The following is a 17,496-nucleotide window of genomic DNA, read 5'->3' on the forward strand; positions in this document are numbered from 1 at the left end:
CGGCGGCAAAGCGCCAGCCGTCAGGGAAACTGCGTAGTGTGGCGCTCAATGAACAGCAGGGCCGCAGCGGCCAGCGCGGGGCGCTGCGTTTCGAACACGGCTTCATCGCGCGTTTGCAGCAGGTTGGCAGCCACCTCGGGCAGGTCCAATGCACCGGCGATGATCGCCGCCACCGCGTCGATATTCGCGTACAGGGCGCTGTCAAAACCTTCCCAGTCCACATAGGCCAGCCACTCGGCCAGCAGCACCATGCCGGCGACGGGCGGCGCCAGGGCCGCGATGCGATCAAGGCGCAATACGCTGTCGCTGCGGATGTCTTCCTGCTGCAGCACGGCCAACGCCACGTGCTGCAGCGCGTCTTCCGGATCGCGCCCGTATTTGTTCAGCAGGCGCTGCGTCAGCGTGTAGCGTTCGGCGTCGATGCCGCGCAGGGCGGCCGCCACGTCGTCGTCATGCAGCGCCAGGTGGCGCGCCGCGCAAGCGACATCCACGCCGGCTTTCGCGGCGACGATATCGGTGAGCTGCTGCCGGCGCGCCTCATCCATGCTTACACCAGCGGCTCGGTCGAACCGGTCAGAGTGAAGATTTCAAAACCCGTGTCCGTCACGGCCAGCGAGTGCTCGAACTGCGCCGACAGCGAACGGTCCTTCGTCACCGTCGTCCATTTGTCGGGCAAGACCTTGACCTGGTAGCTGCCCACGTTGAGCATCGGCTCGATGGTAAAAATCATGCCCGGCTCCAGCACGATGCCCGTGCCGGCGCGGCCGTAATGCAGCACTTGCGGCGTGTCGTGGAAGACCTGGCCCACGCCATGGCCGCAGAAGTCGCGCACGGAGGAAAAGCCCTGCGCCTTGGCCACCGCTTCGATGGCGGCGCCCACGTCACCCAGGGTCGCGCCCGGACGCACGGTGTGGATGCCGGCCATCATGGCGTCATACGCCGTGTTGACGAGGCGGTTGGCCAGGATGGAGACGGCGCCCACCTTGAAGGTGCGGCTGGTGTCGCCGAACCAGCCCTGGAACTTCGGCGTCACGTCGATGTTGAGGATGTCGCCCACTTTGAGGATCTTGGTCTCGGACGGGATGCCGTGCGTGACCACGTGATTGACGGAGATGCAGCTGGCGTGCTTGTAGCCGTGGTAGTCGATGGTGCCCGGAATGGCGCCGGCGGCGCGCATGAATTCTTCGCACAGGGCGTCGAGTTTGGCCGTCGAGACGCCCGGTTTCACGAAAGGCGCGATGTAGTCGAGCGTGTCGGCGGCGATACGGCCGGCCGCGCGCATGCCGATGAAACCTTCTTCGTCGTGCAGGGGGATTTTCTTGCCGTGTTCAAGCTGGGTGGAATAGCGCATGGTTTTCTTCTTGGTTAGTGTGTGTGGTGTGGGCGGCCCAGCCGCGCACGGCGTCGTGCGAGGCACGCAGCATGGCGTCGACGCTGGCCGGTATCGGCCGCTCCTGGGTCAGGTAAGGCTTGACGACAGCCACGGGGGCATCGATCAGGACGAATTTGAGCAGCATGTGGTCGAGGTCCAGTTCCGTGGTGGCGGGCATGGCTTCGGCACAGCGGACAAAGCAGGCATCGAGCGCGGCCTGCTCTTCTTCCACGGCGGCCAGCAATTCCTCGCTGAGACCACTGCTGAAATCAGGGCTGTCCGCGCATTGCAGCAGGAAGCGCGCATACACGGGCTTGCGCCGGCACCAGTCCAGCAAGCCATGCACGCCGGCCCAGGTGTCGCCACCGAGCCAGCGGCTGGCCACTTCCTCGCGGAAGTCGCTTTTCACGCGCAGCCACGCGCGCGCCAGGATGGCGTTGCGCGAATCGAAGCGGTGATACACGGAGCCGATGGGGGCACCGGCCTTGACGGCGATGGCGGCCATCGACACGGCGCCCACGCCGCACTGGGCGGCGACGGCGATCGCGCTGTCGATGAAGTTGTTTTCGTTGAATTTTGCGAGTCTGACCATTCAAATAGAATACAGATTCTATTTGAATCCGTCAAGCGGCCCCAGATGCGCCGACAAGAGTTGCCCCGCTGCCTTACAATGGTATGCACGAACCGCTACAAGGAGAATCCGCTTGCTTACGCCCCCCTTCATCGCCTCCTCCCGCTTCGACGATCCACGCCTGGCGTTGGAACAAGTGCAAGCCATTTACCGCAGCAGCATCGAACACTTGCGCGATGCGCTGCAGCGCTTTGTCGCCGGCGAAGACATGCACGAGCGCGTGCGCGCCTGCTACCCCTTCGTGCGCATCCAGACCGACACCGTGGCGCGCGCCGACTCGCCGCTGGCCTACGGTTTTGTCGCCGGCCCCGGCGTGTTTGAAACCACCCTGACGCGCCCCGACCTGTTCGGCGATTACTACCTCGACCAATTCACCCTGCTGCTGAAAAACCATAACAGCGGCCAGAAGGTGCACCTGGAAGTGGGCGTCAGCGCCCAGCCCATTCCCGTGCATTTCTCGTTCGCCGAGCATGACCATATCGAAGGCAATATGGATGCGGGCCGCCGCCTGGCCATGCGCGACCTGTTCGACCTGCCCGACCTGTCGGCCATGGACGACGGCATCGCCAACGGCACGCACGAACCGGCGCATGGCGAAGCGCAGCCGCTGTCGCTGTTCACGGGCCCGCGCGTCGATTATTCACTGCAGCGCCTGCGCCATTACAGCGGCACGTCGCCGCAGCATTTCCAGAACTTCGTCCTGTTCACCAACTACCAGTTCTACATCGACGAATTCATCCGCCTGGGCCACGCCATGATGGACCGCGCGCCCGACGCCGCCGCGCCCTCGGACGACGACGGCTACATCGCCTTTGTCGAACCGGGCAACGTCGTCACGCGCCGGGTCGGCCAGACGGTGGAAAGCGAGGATGCGCTGGGCGCCGCGCCGCCGCGCCTGCCGCAGATGCCCGCCTACCATTTGCTGCGCGCGGACGGCAGCGGCATCACCATGGTCAATATCGGCGTCGGTCCCGCCAATGCAAAAACCATCACCGACCATATCGCCGTGCTGCGCCCGCACGCCTGGCTGATGCTCGGTCATTGCGCCGGCCTGCGCACCACCCAAAGCCTGGGCGACTACGTGCTGGCGCATGCGTATGTGCGCGAAGACCACGTACTCGACGAAGACTTGCCGCTGTGGGTGCCGATCCCGCCGCTGGCGGAAATCCAGCAGGCGCTGCAAACGGCCGTGGCGGAAATCACCCAGTTGACTGGCCATGACTTAAAACACATCATGCGCACGGGGACCGTGGCCAGCACCGACAACCGCAACTGGGAACTGCTGCCGCAGCGCACGCCGGAGCGCCGTTTCAGCCAGAGCCGCGCCATCGCGCTGGACATGGAAAGCGCGACGATTGCCGCCAACGGCTTCCGTTTCCGCGTCCCCTACGGCACCTTGCTGTGCGTGAGCGACAAGCCGCTGCACGGCGAAATCAAGCTGCCCGGCATGGCCAACCACTTCTACCGCGAACGGGTCGACCAGCACCTGCGCATCGGCATCCGCGCCGTGGAACTGCTGCGCCGCCAGGGCGTGGACCGGCTGCACAGCCGCAAATTGCGCAGCTTTGCGGAAGTGGCGTTTCAATAGGAAGAAATAGCAAGCCGCCGCAAAAAGCGGCGGCTTGCAGAACAACGATCAAGGGCGGAAGCCAGTGCACGTTAACTGTCTAAGACAGGTACGATACCGAAGAGAATCGACTGCTAATGTCTCCGCCGGTCCATCCGTCTTCCTGCCACGTCATGGCAGTCCGACGGCCGTCTGCGCACATTAAAGCGCGGCGCAAATATCAAGATTGATTTTGACGAATTCGCCCCATGTAAATTGCGTCGATAAATGTTGGAGGTAATACTCCTCGACGCGGCAGACAAGAGGCCGATCAGCATAGATCAAACACTGCTTGCCAGCCTCATCATAGTTGCGGCATACCCCATCCCCCCGGTCCAGCCACGCTGTTTCGGCGCTCTGATGCACACGGCTACAGCACTTTCCACAGCCGCTACAAGGAAACGCTTGCCGATTAGAAGAAGGCATCAGGCATCCGATACCTGTTGCTGAATTGCCAGCAATTGTCCAAGACGCTGGCTATTGGCTTGCTCGGTTTCATTGAAGCCATGACGCAGCATTTCAACCTGTGCGGCGATATTGGTAAAAAATTTTTCTACTTCCTTTGTCATCGCTTCGCGCATGGACATTTCGAAACCATCCGCCAGCTCCAGCGCAAAGTCGTCTATTTGCTGTATCGCACGCTCGTTGGACTGCTGCTGTTCAGCATGCTGCTTACGCAAACTCTCTTCCTCGGGGTCCTTCGAAAACAGGCTGTACAACGTTTCCCCTACGGTGTACACAATGCCGACGTAGGGTATCCATTTTGAAGTCAGCTGCGCGGCCCATTTCTCCATGGTCTTGGCGCCGATTCCCTTCATCAGGGTCGGCATTACGTCCTTCACCAGCTTCAAGCCGCTAACGATATGTTCTGGCTTGGCCAGCGAGCCAATCTGATGCACGGCGCCCTTCAGCGCAGCGCTGTCAAAGCTACTGGCCGACGCCATTGCATCGTATTCCGGCCCTCCGCCAGCAGCGTCTATGTCGGGCAATTTCACCGTCTGCTGCGCAAGTACCAGGTGTGGCAATGCCGATTGCACTTCATCAATTTCATTTTCGATCGTGGCAACAAAAGCCTGCACTTCATACGTCAATGTTGTACAAACATCCTCCGCAGCCTGCATCATCATCTTCTCGATCTGCGTCTGGCAATCGTCTGGCGAAGTACGAATGCAAGCTTTGCTCTTGTCATGGATTCTTTGGCGCTGGCGGCTCAATTCACGTGCCATGCTGTGTGCCAGCCGCGACTTCTCCAGACCTACATTGCGTAGCAACTTATCATACTTTCTACCTGCGCCCGATTGCGCGCGGCCTTGCAGCAATTGCACATATTCTTGCAAAAACTGGCTCAATTGCAGCTTCAGGCGCCCGTAGATTTCATCGGACGAGATATTCTGCAGGAAAGCAATCAACTGCTTTTCAAGCATGGGCAAACCACTCAACTCCACCAGTTTGGGCTGCTCGTTCAAATAGCCTTGCAATGCCCTCTTGGCATTGATCTTGACCATCGGAATGTCTTTCAATACATCGACGAGGCAACGCGCGGCAGCCAGTTCCTGCAGGCGCAGGCGTGTCTGATCCTTCAGACGGATGTAATCATTCTCTGGCAATGGTTTCTTTTCATTGAAGACCAGGAAAACCTGTTTTCCCTCCTGCACCAGATCCATCAACACCTGCAAGGTTTTTAACTCTTCCGCAGTACCTAGTGGATCAACGACAAAAATAACGACATCAGCCTTGAGCATGTGTTCCCGCGTCACATTCTCGTGTTCAATCGGCGCGTCGACACCAGGCGTATCGAGAATGTCATATGTACGCCACGGATAGGCCGATACGCGATCAGTCAAAGGTACATCATCGGTAGCCGCCACTTCCTTGCCAAGCAAGGCATTGATCAAGGTGCTCTTGCCGGCATTGTAAACGCCATAAATCATGATCACGGCATCGGCTTTTTTCTTTTTCTCTTCGAATATATGTGCAATCGGGCCAAACTTTTCCAGCAGCTCACCCTGATCATTGACAAAAGCTTGCGCATCCTCGTAGGCCGATAATAATTGCTGTGTATTGATTACCATATTCGCTCTTTCAATTCATTTTGGTTTGATGCAGCAGTTTCTGCACTTGCTTGTCGAACGTAGCAATTTCGCCGGTCAATCCAGCGAGAATTTGCTCCACATCGCGATCCATCAAATGCCATAGGCGTGCGGCACTGGTGCGCATACATTCCTGCAATGCCTGGTTTGCGCTTGCCAGCGCCTTGTGGCGAATGTCCAGCCAATTATCACCGACAGTAATGACGATTTCGTCATATTGCGTACTGGCACTGTCACCCATCGCTCCGCCCACCCCACCGGCCAGGCTGGCGCCAATTGCCGCGCCGGCGGGACCACCGAGAAGAAAGCCTGTCAGACCACCTAAGGCCGTACCAATCAAGGTATTGCGCTTGCGTGTGCCGCTGCGCACCTTGGCGACCTTTTCAGTGGCTGTTTCAAGCTCAAAATCATGCAAGCGCACCAGCTCACTGTTGCTATACGTGGCATGCACTGCTTCATCGAAGCCACTCAAGACTTCGCTGAATATCCGGCCAAGCTGCTCAGCTGCAATTTCCTGGTAGCGGACATTGAGCGCCGCCTGGAAAGCGGCTAGCTGCCGCCTCATGTCAGCGGCGTCATCACGCGCTCTGGCCCCCGTCTCAAAAAAATCGTCGATAAAGACGGTAAGCGCACTTTGTCCCTGCTGAATGCAGACATTCAGGCTATTCGACGACTTCGCCTTCAGATCTGTAAGCGGTTGCCGAAATCCGTCAATCAAGGCCTGGTAAGGTTGCAGGTCGTCGCTGCAACTTTGCAGGAAGTTCGAGAGATTGTTCAGCGGGGTACGCTGCTTGATGCGCAAGCCTTCCGACAGGCAAAGATCCGACAGCGCCCCGCACACATCACCCATGCCGCTGTCTTTGTAGGCATCCGCATCGTCGGCATGCAATTGCGCATAGCGGGCGGAAAAGGAAATGATGCCAACGTCCTCGAGTGACTGCCCGGGGTAGTTTTTTTCCAAGGCATCACGTACATAAGTACGCTGGCGCATCCGTCGATCCTCGTCCTTCATGACCCACGTCTGGACCAGGGATTCACCATCGTCGCCGAGTTCCTCCTCCATGTCGTCACTACCAGTCAACAGCAACAGTATTCTTTTCCCCTTGCCCAACAAATGGGCAATTTCAACGAGATCGCTTTCACGTCCAGGGGAATCTGACTTGATCGTATAGAGAATGAGATCCGCATGTTCCACATAATCACGGGCCAGCTGCTCGTTCTGTATATTGAGCGAATGCATGCCAGGCGAGTCGACCCACGTCAGTCCCGGCAATGAGAAACCCTGAATGGAACTGGTGGCTTCGGTGGCGCCTACACGGAACTCGCGACGCAATTCAGCTTCTTTCTCACCGTCACCTCCAGCGACATCGGATTTCGCGTGCGAAAAAAAGCGTGGTTTTAGCGTATCTGCTACGAGATCCTTCTGTTCATCCGAAGGATCGGTGTCGCCCCACGCCATGTAATTGCCCAGCGAGCTTTTTCCCGACTTGACCTTGCCATTAACAAACACCAATAGGGAATCTTCAAAGTGGGCGCGAAAGGCAATTCCTTTTTCACGTCCCGCTACCTTGGCATCCCACGCGACACTGGTACGTTCCATCAGGTCAATAAACGCCATCACTTCTTCGCGAACGGGATTGTTTTCCGGCAAGCGCTTGCGAGTGGCATGCAAATCGCGGGAGATGCGCGTAATAAAATCACGACGTACTGCTTCGAATGCCGCCTCCACGTCCCGCGCATGTTGCAAAGAACCATCAAAACTATGTTTCAAGCTATCGAAGGAGTCAATCAGTTGCCGACGATTACGGGAAGTTTTTACTGCCGTTTTAGACATTTGACTACCTTAAGAATGGGTCGCCATCGACAGCGACGCCTCATATTCGAATTTGCGGATCTCATGCTTGAGCTTGATCAACTCTTCCTGTTCATATGCGAGCACCTCCAGGTTGGCAAGCGTGCGTGCAAGCGCTACGCCTCCCTCCAGGCGCACTGCATACACAGCAGCATAGAAATCCAGATTTTGTATCGTCGCATTCAAGTCTTCATCGGCGTCCAGCGAACGACGCAACAAATCTTCCACCTGCTTGTCCGGACTGACTGCAACGGGGGCCAAGCGATAACCAGATGCGGTCAGACGCGCTTTGAAAGACTCCTGGCCAATCGCACTGGTTCTGACCCAGTCCTGCATCGAGTCAGCCAAATTACGGCCAATGTCCAAACCTTCATGCTGAAACAGGGCTCGGGCATCCGCCTGTCGTTTCGTCTTTTCTTCCCTCTCACGCTTTTCGGCCGCGATCTCATGGCGGCGGCGCTCCTCTGCCGTATTGCGACTATCGCTGCTACCGGACGAAGAGCTCGACTCGCTGCTTCCGCTCTTGACTGCCGTCGCGATTGCCCCCACTGCGCCCACGATCGCGGCGCCTATTAACCATGGCAGTGCCATTTCTACTCCTCAAGTGCTAAATTCGTTCGAAAAATGATGCCTTGGTATCGAGAAAAGCGCGCAATTGCCCGATTTGCTGATTAAAGCCAATAAAACCCTGACTAATTTGCGCTTGCAGGTGCAATTTTTCGCCATGCAATTTCTGCTCCGCCAGCCCTATCGCATCGAGCAAGGTGCTCACTTCGTCCTGCATGCGCCGCCGGCGTGAAGACATTGCTTTTGCAGCAAGGCTCTCCAGATGAACAAGAAGTTCAGGAATGCTGCTGCGCTCCACCAACACCTCTTGACTCTTGAGTTTTCCTGCTCGATACCGACTATTTGACACCTTGAAAATGCTTGGCAAAAAATTCAATTCCGATTCACACTGTTCACCGATACGGCGCGCAATCGCATCGATTTTCATCGCATCTTCCTTGTCCATTTTTGTTAATACGATAACAATATGCTTGGATGCGTGTTCACCGAACGATGAAACCAACGTTTGCAGAAAGCTGATTTCATTTGCTTCCAACTCACCCTGAGGCTGATGAACAAACAATACGATATCGGCCTGACGTACTCCCGATGCGGCTTGAGTATCATCTTGATGATTCGCATCGAGGCCGGGAGTGTCGATGAAAATGCACCGTTCCCCGTCGAATTCCTTGTTTTCTGTCGTCTCGCGAATATCATTGGTCTTAAAAAACTCCACTTCAATATTGTTCGTTAACATATTCAACAATGAACTTTTACCGGAGTTCATCAGGCCATAGGCGACATAAACAGGCTTGAGATGATTTCTTTTTGCTGCGATTTCTTCGAACTGATGTCGAAAGTAAAACTTATCCATGAATAAAAATCCCAGGCTGATATACCTACAATGACAACATATATTGCAATTTAGAAATCAGGCAGTGTAAAGGATATTGCCCTCAAGAATCTCACCAATAATCACCATCAGACTACATTCCTCCATGATCCATAAGCTTGCGACAAAGCGTGTCGCTACCAGCCCGATTTCCAGTCGAATAGAGAACATCATTATTACGTGCTCGAATGGACTTATGAGATGTATTGGGAAGGGCATGCAGACTGCACGGCGCCGTAAATGGAGAAGGGAATGACTGCAGATCCAGGGCAACTGGCAGCGACAAAGAATATGGAAAGTAAAACGGCGCCCTGAAGGCGCCGTTTTTGATTGTTGCATCGCTTACAGGAAGCGGTCGAGGATCTTCCGCGTCGTCTTGTCGATATTGAACATGTCGCGGATCAAAAAGTGGATGCCGTGGTTATCGGCGATCAAGAGCGACGTGGCGCCGATGCGGCGGATATCTTCCTCGCCTTTCAGCACGAATTGCGTCTCGCCGCGGTCCGTGTCGACATGCCAGGTGCATGGCGTGGCGAAGCTGGACACGCTTTTCACGCGCGCGATCTCGGGCATGAATTCGCGCCCTTCCAGCTCTTCCTGCAACAGGCTGCGCGCCGGTTCCGGCAAGGCGTCGATGTGGTCGATCCACGCCACTTCCTTGCCATTGCCCAGCACCAGCGAAATGCCTTCGTCCGGCGACTGGATGGGGAAGGCGCGCACAGGCGCCACGCCTTCAAAGACCTGGCCGTCCGCGTCCGTCATCACCAGCTTGCCGAAGGTGTCGCGGCTTAATGTAAAAGTTGTACTGGCCATGCTTATTCCTTGTCATCCAGGGCGAGTTCGTTGTTGCGCGCCTGTGCTTCGTAGAGGCGGAAATAGGCGCCCTCTTTCGCCATCAGTTCATCGTGACTGCCCACTTCGACGACCTGGCCGCGGTCCAGCACCACCAGGCGGTCGGCACGGTGCAGGGTCGACAGCCTGTGCGCGATGGCGATCGTCGTGCGGCCCTGCACCAGATTGTCCAGCGCCTTCTGGATTTCCTTCTCTGTTTCCGAGTCGACCGACGATGTCGCTTCATCCATGATCAGGATGCGCGGGTCGATCAGCAAGGCGCGGGCGATCGAGATGCGCTGGCGTTCGCCGCCGGACAAGCCCTGGCCACGCTCGCCCACCATCGAATCGTAGCCTTGCGGCAGGCGCAGGATGAATTCGTGGGCATGCGCGGCGCGCGCGGCGGCGATGATGTCCTGGCGCGTCGCGTGCGGCTTGCCGTAGGCGATATTTTCCGCGATGGTGCCGAAGAACAGGAACGGCTCCTGCAGCACCAGGCCGATATTGCGGCGGTAGTCGGACACGGCGAACGAGCGGATGTCGACGCCATCGAGCAAGATCGCGCCTTCCGAGACGTCATAGAAACGGCAGATCAGGTTGACCAGGGTGCTCTTGCCCGAACCGCTGTGACCCACCAGGCCGATCATCTCGCCCGCCTTGATGTTCAGGGTGATGCCGCGGTTGACGGCCCGGTTGCCATAGCGGAATCCGACTTCGCGCAAGTCGATCCTGCCTTCGATTTTGTCCAGCTTCACGGGCTGCGCCGGTTCCGGCACGCTCGACACGTGGTCGAGGATGTCGAAGATGCGCTTGGCGGCCGAGGCCGATTTTTGCGTCACGGAGACGATGCGGCTCATCGAATCGAGGCGGCCATAGAAGCGCGTGCTGTAGGCGATGAAGGCGGTCAGCACGCCGACGGTGATCTCGCCGCGCGACAGCTGCCAGATGCCGAAGCACCAGATGACCAGCAAACCCATCTCCGTCAGGAAGGAAACGGTGGGCGAGAACAGCGACCAGACTTTATTGAGCTTGTCGTTGACGGCCAGGTTGTGCGCGTTGGCGTCGCGGAAGCGGGCCGCTTCGCGTTTTTCCTGCGCAAACGCTTTCACCACGCGGATGCCGGGAATCGTATCGGCCAGCACGTTGGTCACTTCACTCCACACGCGGTCGATCTTTTCAAAGCCCGTGCGCAAACGGTCGCGCACCAGGTGAATCATCCAGGCGATGAAGGGCAATGGCGCCAGGGTCATGATGGCCAGCCACGGGTTCATCGACCACAGGATCACACCCGTCATGATGATCATCAGCACGTCGGAAGCGAAATCGAGCAAATGCAGCGAGAGGAAGACGCAGATGCGGTCGCTGCCGCTGCCGATGCGCGCCATCAGGTCGCCCGTGCGCTTGCCGCCGAAAAATTCCAGCGACAGCTTCATCAGGTGTTCATACGTGGCCGAGCGCAAGTCGGCGCCCATGCGTTCGGACACCAGGGCCAGCACATACGTCTTGCCCCAGCCCAGCAGCCAGGCCAGCAGGGCCGAACCGAGCAAGCCACTCATGTAGTACACCACCAGCCATGGGTCGATATGCTTGCCGTTCTGATACGGGATCAGCACATTGTCCATCAACGGCGCCGTCAGGTAGGGCGGAATCATATGCGCGGCCGTGCTCAGCAGCATCAGCATGAAGCCCAGGGCCAGCTGGCCACGGTAGGGATGGGCGAAGCGCCACAGGCGGAACAGGGTCCAGGTCGATGGCGGCGTGTGCAGCACCTTGGCGCAGATCGGGCACTCTTCCTGCTCCGGCTCCAAAGGCGCCTTGCAGCTAGGACAGACTTCCTGCTCCGCTTCCAGCACGGGCTGGCCCGTCAGGTGGCTATCGAGGCGCTCGACGAACTGTTCCAGCACGCGGATCGCATGCAGGTTCTGGCCCAGGGTAAAGCGCCACGACGCCAGGCGGCCGTGGTCATCGAACAATTCCAGGTGGCCGACACCGGCGTGGTCGTGGTGCGTCAGGCGCAGTCCGTGGCGGAAAGACCAACTTTTCCAGACGGTATCGCCCGGCGAACGGGCCAGCAAACGCTTCTCGGTGACAACTATTATGCCTTTTGTGAAACGTAATCGCGCATCGAGGTCAACCTCAACGCTACTTAAAACGTTCTCCCCTGGAGAAAGGTTGCTCTCCACTTCCGCCAGCCAGTGTTCAGGCAGCGAGGTGAGGGGAATAGTTGTTGCAGGAACACTCAGTTCAGTTGTCATCGTAAAGCATACTCCGGCTCGAGGCCAAGCCCTTCAGGGCGGGATTTGGGGGATGGGGCAGACGCCCGATCAATGTTTGTGTACTGCGCGATGGCGAGGTGGATGCACCAGTGGCAATTTCCTGTATTGTATCGAATGGATGCCTGCCGGTAAGGAATGATGGCGAAACGGCGCAAAAAAATGGGCGTCCGTCGTACGGGAGCAAGTATACAACAGCCCGCTGTTGCGCAAATGCTCCAGCTTAGCCCAGAGTCGGTATCTTTATAACAAGTATGGCAACAATTAGTAACAATTAGAATGACAACACCAGCAGAATAAGGGCAGCAAACGCGACAAGAGGCCGCTAAAAGTGGCACACTGCGCATACCCGGGATAAAGAACCAAGCACGAGCCTGAAAAGACTCTGTAGAGCCAACATAAAGTATCTGGCGCCCAGACGCCTGGCTTGTTATCAAGAAACCACTTACATGATCAAGAAGAAGAACATCGAATTTGCCCGCGTCACCCACTTGCGCGGCCCCAACATCTGGACTTACCGCCCGGTGATTGAAGCCTGGGTCGACATCGGCGAACTGGAAGACTATCCATCCAATACCCTGCCCGGCCTGTACGAGCGCCTGGTGGCGTGGCTGCCCGGCATGATCGAGCACCGCTGCGGCGTGGGCGAACGGGGCGGCTTTTTCGAGCGCCTGCGCGAAGGCACGTGGTCGGCCCACATCCTCGAGCACGTGGTGCTGGAACTGCAAAACCTGGCGGGCATGCGCACCGGCTTCGGCCAGACGCGCTCGACCAGCCAGCGCGGCGTCTACAAGATGGCTTTCCGCACGCGCGAAGAGCACGTGGGCCGCGCCGCCCTGGCCGCCGCGCGCACACTGCTGATGGCCGCCATCAACGATGAAGCCTACGATCTGGAAGCGGCCCTGGCGCCCCTGCGCGACATGGTCGATGCGCGCTGCCTGGGCCCGAGCACGGCCAGCATCGTCGATGCCGCCACCGAGCGCCGCATCCCTTCGCTGCGCCTGAACGACGGCAACCTGGTGCAACTGGGCCACGGCGCCGCGCAGCGCCGCATCTGGACGGCCGAAACGGACCGCACCAGCGCGATCGCCGAAGGCATCGCCAGCGACAAGGATCTGACCAAATTCCTGCTCAAATCGTGCGGCGTGCGCGTGCCTGAGGGCAGCCTGGTGCGCAGCGCCGAAGCGGCCTGGGAAGAAGCGCAGGACATCGGCGTGCCCGTCGTCGTGAAACCGTATGACGGCAATCATGGCCGCGGCGTCTCGCTCAACCTGATGACGGAAGCCGACGTGAAGGCCGCCTATGAACTGGCCGCGCGCAAGGGCGACAGCTCGGCCGTGCTGGTGGAAAGCTTCATCACGGGCGACGAACACCGTCTGCTCGTGGTCGGCAACAAGCTGATCGCGGCTGCCAAGGGTGAATCGCTGTGGGTCGACGGCGACGGCGTCTCGACCGTGCTGGAACTGGTCAACACACAGATCAATACCGACCCGCGCCGCGGCGAAGGCGAAGATTTCCCATTGGGCACCGTCAAGCCGCACGAATCGGGTGAAATCGTGCTGGAACTGCAGCGCCAGGGCATGACCGCCCTGTCCGTGCCGCAGGCGGGCCAGAAAGTGCTGATCCAGCCGAACGGCAACGTGGCCATCGACGTCACGGACGACGTGCACCCGTCCGTCGTGCATGCGGCCTTGCTGGCCGCGCGCGTGGTGGGCCTGGACATCGCCGGCATCGACCTGGTCACCACCGACATCACGCGTCCGCTGGAAGAGCAGCGCGGCGCCATCATCGAAGTCAATGCCAGCCCCGGCCTGCTGGCGCACATCAAGCCTGGCGTGGGCCAGAGCCGCCCTGTCGGTGCGGCCATCGTCGACCATCTGTTCGCACCCGAGGAAACGGGCCGCATTCCGCTGATCGGCGTGACGGGCACGCGCGGCGCCAGCCTGATCGTGCGCATGCTGTGCAAGCTGCTCAACCTGTCGGGCCTGCACACGGGCGCGGTCTGCAGCGAAGGCATGTATCTGGACCAGCGCCGTGTCGTCAGCAGCGATTGCGTGAACTGGGACGCGGGCCAGCGTTTGCTGCTCAACCGCACCGTGCAGACGGCCCTGTTCGAGAGCAATCCGCGCATGATCCTGGCCGAAGGCCTGGCCTACGACAAATGCCAGATCGGCGTCGTCACGGACATGGGCAGCCTCGACAGCGTCAAGGATTTCGACGTACTGGACGAAGCGGGCCTGTACAAGGCCGTGCGCAGCCAGGTCGACGTGGTGGTGCCGACGGGCGTGGCCGTGCTCAACGCCGCCAACGCGCACGTGCTGGAACTGGCCGAGCTGTGCGACGGCACCGTGACCCTGTATGCGCAGGACGGCGGCTTGCCAGCCATCGCGGCGCAACTGGCCGCCGGCCAGCGCGCTGTCTTCGTGCGCGGCAACCATATCGTGCTGGCCGAAGGCGGCATCGAAACGGTCTTGCTGTGCCTGGACCTGCTGAAACCGGCCACGGCCGGCAATGTCGACAGCGTGCTGGCCGTCGCGGCCGCCGCGTGGGCCCTGAACCTGCCCGTCGATTTGATCTGCGCAGGCTTGCGCACGTTTGATGCGGCCCCTGGCTGCATCGGCAACTAATCGGCAACAGGCAAAGCAGCACTCAAGCCCGGCCAGGATGGCCGGGCCCACAAGAACACAACAGGATTACGGTTTAATTATGGAAGTATCTCGCGTACGGGCCTTGCGGGGCCCTAACCTCTGGAGCCACGACACCGCCGTGGAAGCCATTGTTTCCTGCACCACGCAGGAACTCGACATCGCCCAGCTGCCCGGCTTCGAAGCCCGCCTGCGCGCACTCTTTCCGCAACTGAGCCCGCTGCAACCGCTGGGCAATTACAACGCCGCGCCGATGGCGCAGGTGCTGGAACTGGCGGCGCTGGGCCTGCAGGCGCAAGCCGGCTGCCCCGTCACCTTCAGCCGCACCACGCCGACCCTGGAAACGGGCATCTTCCAGGTCGTCGTCGAATACTCGGAAGAAGCCGTCGGCCGCCTGGCTTTGGCCCTGGCGCAGAAGCTGTGCCAGGCCGCGCTCGACGATGCGCCGTTCGACCTGGCCGGCGCCCTGCACCAGTTGCAGGAACTCGATGAAGACGTGCGCCTCGGTCCATCGACGGGCGCCATCGTCAACGCCGCCGTGGCGCGCAACATTCCGTTCCGCCGCCTGACCGAAGGCAGCCTGGTGACGTTCGGCTGGGGCAGCAAGCAGCGCAAGATCCAGGCCGCCGAAATGGATGGCACCAGCGCCATTGCCGAAGCCATCGCGCAAGACAAGGAACTGACCAAGAAGTTGCTGGACTCGGCCGGCGTGCCGGTGCCGCATGGCCGCGTCGCCATCGATGCGGACGACGCCTGGGCCGCCGCCTGCGAGATCGGCCTGCCCGTCGTCGTGAAACCAAAAGATGGCAACCAGGGCAAGGGCGTCACCGTCAACGTCACCACGCGCGAACAGCTGACGGCCGGCTTCCTCGCGGCGCAGGAATTCCGCGACGATATCCTCGTCGAACGCTATCTGCCGGGTCACGATTTCCGCTTGCTCGTCATCGGCAACAAGATGGTGGCCGCAGCCCGCCGCGACCCGCCGCAGGTGGTGGGCGACGGCCAGCACACGGTGCGCGAACTGGTCGACCAGGTCAACCTCGATCCGCGCCGCGGCAGCGGCCACGCCACCTCGCTGACGAAGATCCGCTTCGACGACATCGCCCTGGCCAGCCTGGCCAAGCAGGGCTATGTGGCCGAATCCGTGCCGCCGGTCGGCCAGCGCGTCATCCTGCGCAATAACGCCAACCTGTCGACGGGCGGCTCGGCCACCGACGTCACCGTCGACGTGCACCCGGAAGTGGCGGCGCGCGCCGTCGCGGCCGCGCACATGGTGGGCCTGGACATCTGCGGCGTGGACGTCGTCTCCGAAAGCATTTTGAAACCGCTGGAAGAGCAAAACGCCGGCATCGTCGAAGTGAACGCCGCGCCTGGCCTGCGCATGCATTTGGCGCCGTCGTTCGGCAAGCCGCGCCCCGTCGGTGAAGCCATCATCGCCGCCATGTTCGCCGAGGGCGACGATGGCCGCATTCCCGTCGTCGCCGTCACGGGCACCAACGGCAAGACCACCACCGTGCGCCTGATCGCCCACCTGCTCACCACCTCCGGCCTGCGCACGGGCATGACCAACACGGATGGCGTGTACATCGAAGGACGCCAGATCGACAGCGGCGACTGCAGCGGCCCGCGCAGCGCGCGCAACGTGCTGCTGCACCCGGACGTGGACGCGGCCGTGTTCGAAACGGCGCGCGGCGGCATGCTGCGCGAAGGCCTGGCTTTTGATCGCTGCCAGGTTGCCGTGGTGACGAATATCGGCGCCGGCGACCACCTGGGCCTGAACTACATCACCACCGTGGAAGACCTGGCGGTCCTGAAGCGCGTGATCGTGCAGAACGTGGCCGACAGCGGCGTGGCCGTGCTGAACGCCACCGACCCGGCCGTGGCCCGCATGGCCAAAAATTGCAGCGGCACGGTGACCTTCTTCGCCGCCGACAAGACGCATCCCGTGATGGCCACGCACCGCGCGCAAGGCAATCGCGTCGTGTATGTGGAAGACGGCAAGCTGGTCGCGGCGCAGGGCAAGGAACGCCACGAAATCGCCCTGTCGCAAGTGCCGATCACGCGCAACGGCGCCATCGGCTTCCAGGTCGACAACGTCATGGCGTCACTGGCCGCCGCCTGGGCCGTGGGCCTGGACTGGAAAACCATCGCGCTGGGTCTGAAAACCTTTGCCAATGAAGCCGACAATGCGCCGGGCCGCTTCAACGTCTTTGACTACAAGGGCGCCACCCTGATCGCCGACTACGGCCACAATCCGGACGCCATCCTGGCGCTGGTGCAGGCCGTGGAAAGCATGCCGGCCAAGCGCCGCTCGGTGGTCATCAGCGGCGCCGGCGACCGCCGCGACGAAGACATCCGCCAGCAGACGGAAATCCTCGGCGCCGCCTTCGACGACGTGCTGCTGTACCAGGATCAATGCCAGCGCGGCCGCGCCGACGGCGAAGTCGTGGCCTTGCTGCGCCAGGGCTTGAACGGCGCCAAGCGCACCACGCATATCGATGAAATCAACGGCGAATTCGTCGCCATCGACAAGGCCCTGGCGCGCCTCGGCGAAGGCGATCTGTGCCTGATCCTGATCGACCAGGTGGAAGAAGCGCTGGCGCACATCGCCAAGCGCGTCGCCGAAGCCTGAGCGTAGTCGCATCGCACACAAGGGCGGCCTGCGGGCCGCCCTTTTTATTGGTGCCCGCCACCTCCCTGCGCGCACCCGCATGGTGCAAAAGCCCCCTTGCAAGCTTGTAAATTCAGGCATGAAAAT

13 protein-coding genes are annotated in these 17,496 nt (G+C 60.1%); 3 read left to right on the top strand and 10 right to left on the bottom strand.

What is annotated here, in order from left to right; translation table 11 throughout:
• Positions 1-20: 20 nt before the first annotated feature.
• From FG13_RS29000 to FG13_RS11970, 3 genes are read right to left on the bottom strand one after another with little or no spacing between them, the layout of a single operon-like run.
• Entirely contained in the window at positions 21-545 is a 525-nt protein-coding gene (locus FG13_RS29000; RefSeq protein ID WP_051958960.1) for a hypothetical protein, read from the bottom strand.
• Between the two features lie 2 nt (positions 546-547).
• On the bottom strand, positions 548-1,351 hold the full coding sequence (gene map / locus FG13_RS11965; protein ID WP_051958961.1) for a type I methionyl aminopeptidase: 804 nt from the start codon (positions 1,349-1,351) through the stop codon (positions 548-550).
• Positions 1,329-1,964 carry a TetR/AcrR family transcriptional regulator gene (locus tag FG13_RS11970; RefSeq protein ID WP_051958962.1) on the bottom strand — a complete coding sequence of 212 codons (636 nt, stop codon included), beginning with the start codon at positions 1,962-1,964 and terminating at the stop codon, positions 1,329-1,331. The genes map and FG13_RS11970 overlap by 23 nt, the downstream gene beginning before the upstream one ends.
• A gap of 112 nt (positions 1,965-2,076) precedes the next feature.
• On the opposite strand from FG13_RS11970, the gene FG13_RS11975 reads away from it, so the two are divergent.
• Positions 2,077-3,591, top strand: a complete 1,515-nt coding sequence (locus FG13_RS11975) for an AMP nucleosidase (RefSeq protein ID WP_034750639.1) — start codon at positions 2,077-2,079, stop codon at positions 3,589-3,591.
• Between the two features lie 180 nt (positions 3,592-3,771).
• Here FG13_RS11975 and FG13_RS11980 read toward each other — a convergent pair whose 3' ends face one another.
• From FG13_RS11980 to FG13_RS12015, 7 genes are all read right to left on the bottom strand, one after another.
• Positions 3,772-4,035, bottom strand: a complete 264-nt coding sequence (locus FG13_RS11980) for a YkgJ family cysteine cluster protein (protein WP_035821115.1) — start codon at positions 4,033-4,035, stop codon at positions 3,772-3,774.
• Complete coding sequence (locus tag FG13_RS11985; RefSeq protein ID WP_035821117.1) at positions 4,035-5,681, bottom strand: GTPase; 1,647 nt, start codon at positions 5,679-5,681, stop codon at positions 4,035-4,037. The genes FG13_RS11980 and FG13_RS11985 overlap by 1 nt, the downstream gene beginning before the upstream one ends.
• 10 nt (positions 5,682-5,691) lie before the next feature.
• Positions 5,692-7,533, bottom strand: coding sequence for a dynamin family protein (locus tag FG13_RS11990; RefSeq protein ID WP_081922544.1), 1,842 nt, complete (start codon positions 7,531-7,533; stop codon positions 5,692-5,694).
• A 9-nt stretch (positions 7,534-7,542) separates the two neighbouring features.
• A complete protein-coding gene (locus tag FG13_RS11995) occupies positions 7,543-8,142 on the bottom strand; it encodes a hypothetical protein (protein ID WP_035821118.1) in 600 nt (199 codons plus the stop codon).
• A gap of 16 nt (positions 8,143-8,158) precedes the next feature.
• Positions 8,159-8,971 (bottom strand): GTPase, encoded by an 813-nt coding sequence (locus FG13_RS12000; protein WP_081922545.1) that lies wholly within the window; start codon positions 8,969-8,971, stop codon positions 8,159-8,161.
• A 360-nt stretch (positions 8,972-9,331) separates the two neighbouring features.
• A complete protein-coding gene (locus FG13_RS12010) occupies positions 9,332-9,802 on the bottom strand; it encodes a cyanophycin metabolism-associated DUF1854 family protein (protein ID WP_035821124.1) in 471 nt (156 codons plus the stop codon).
• 2 nt (positions 9,803-9,804) lie between these two features.
• Complete coding sequence (locus tag FG13_RS12015; RefSeq protein ID WP_081922546.1) at positions 9,805-12,075, bottom strand: cyanophycin metabolism-associated ABC transporter; 2,271 nt, start codon at positions 12,073-12,075, stop codon at positions 9,805-9,807.
• Between the two features lie 467 nt (positions 12,076-12,542).
• Here FG13_RS12015 and FG13_RS12020 point away from each other — a divergent pair, with 467 nt between their 5' ends.
• Both FG13_RS12020 and cphA read left to right on the top strand, forming a co-directional pair.
• Entirely contained in the window at positions 12,543-14,720 is a 2,178-nt protein-coding gene (locus FG13_RS12020) for a cyanophycin synthetase (protein WP_035821126.1), read from the top strand.
• A 79-nt stretch (positions 14,721-14,799) separates the two neighbouring features.
• Positions 14,800-17,370, top strand: a complete 2,571-nt coding sequence (gene cphA, locus FG13_RS12025) for a cyanophycin synthetase (RefSeq protein ID WP_035821128.1) — start codon at positions 14,800-14,802, stop codon at positions 17,368-17,370.
• Positions 17,371-17,496: the final 126 nt, after the last annotated feature.

Origin of the sequence: Janthinobacterium sp. RA13 (genome assembly GCF_000745325.1) — a bacterium.
Lineage (GTDB): Bacteria > Pseudomonadota > Gammaproteobacteria > Burkholderiales > Burkholderiaceae_D > Janthinobacterium > Janthinobacterium rivuli.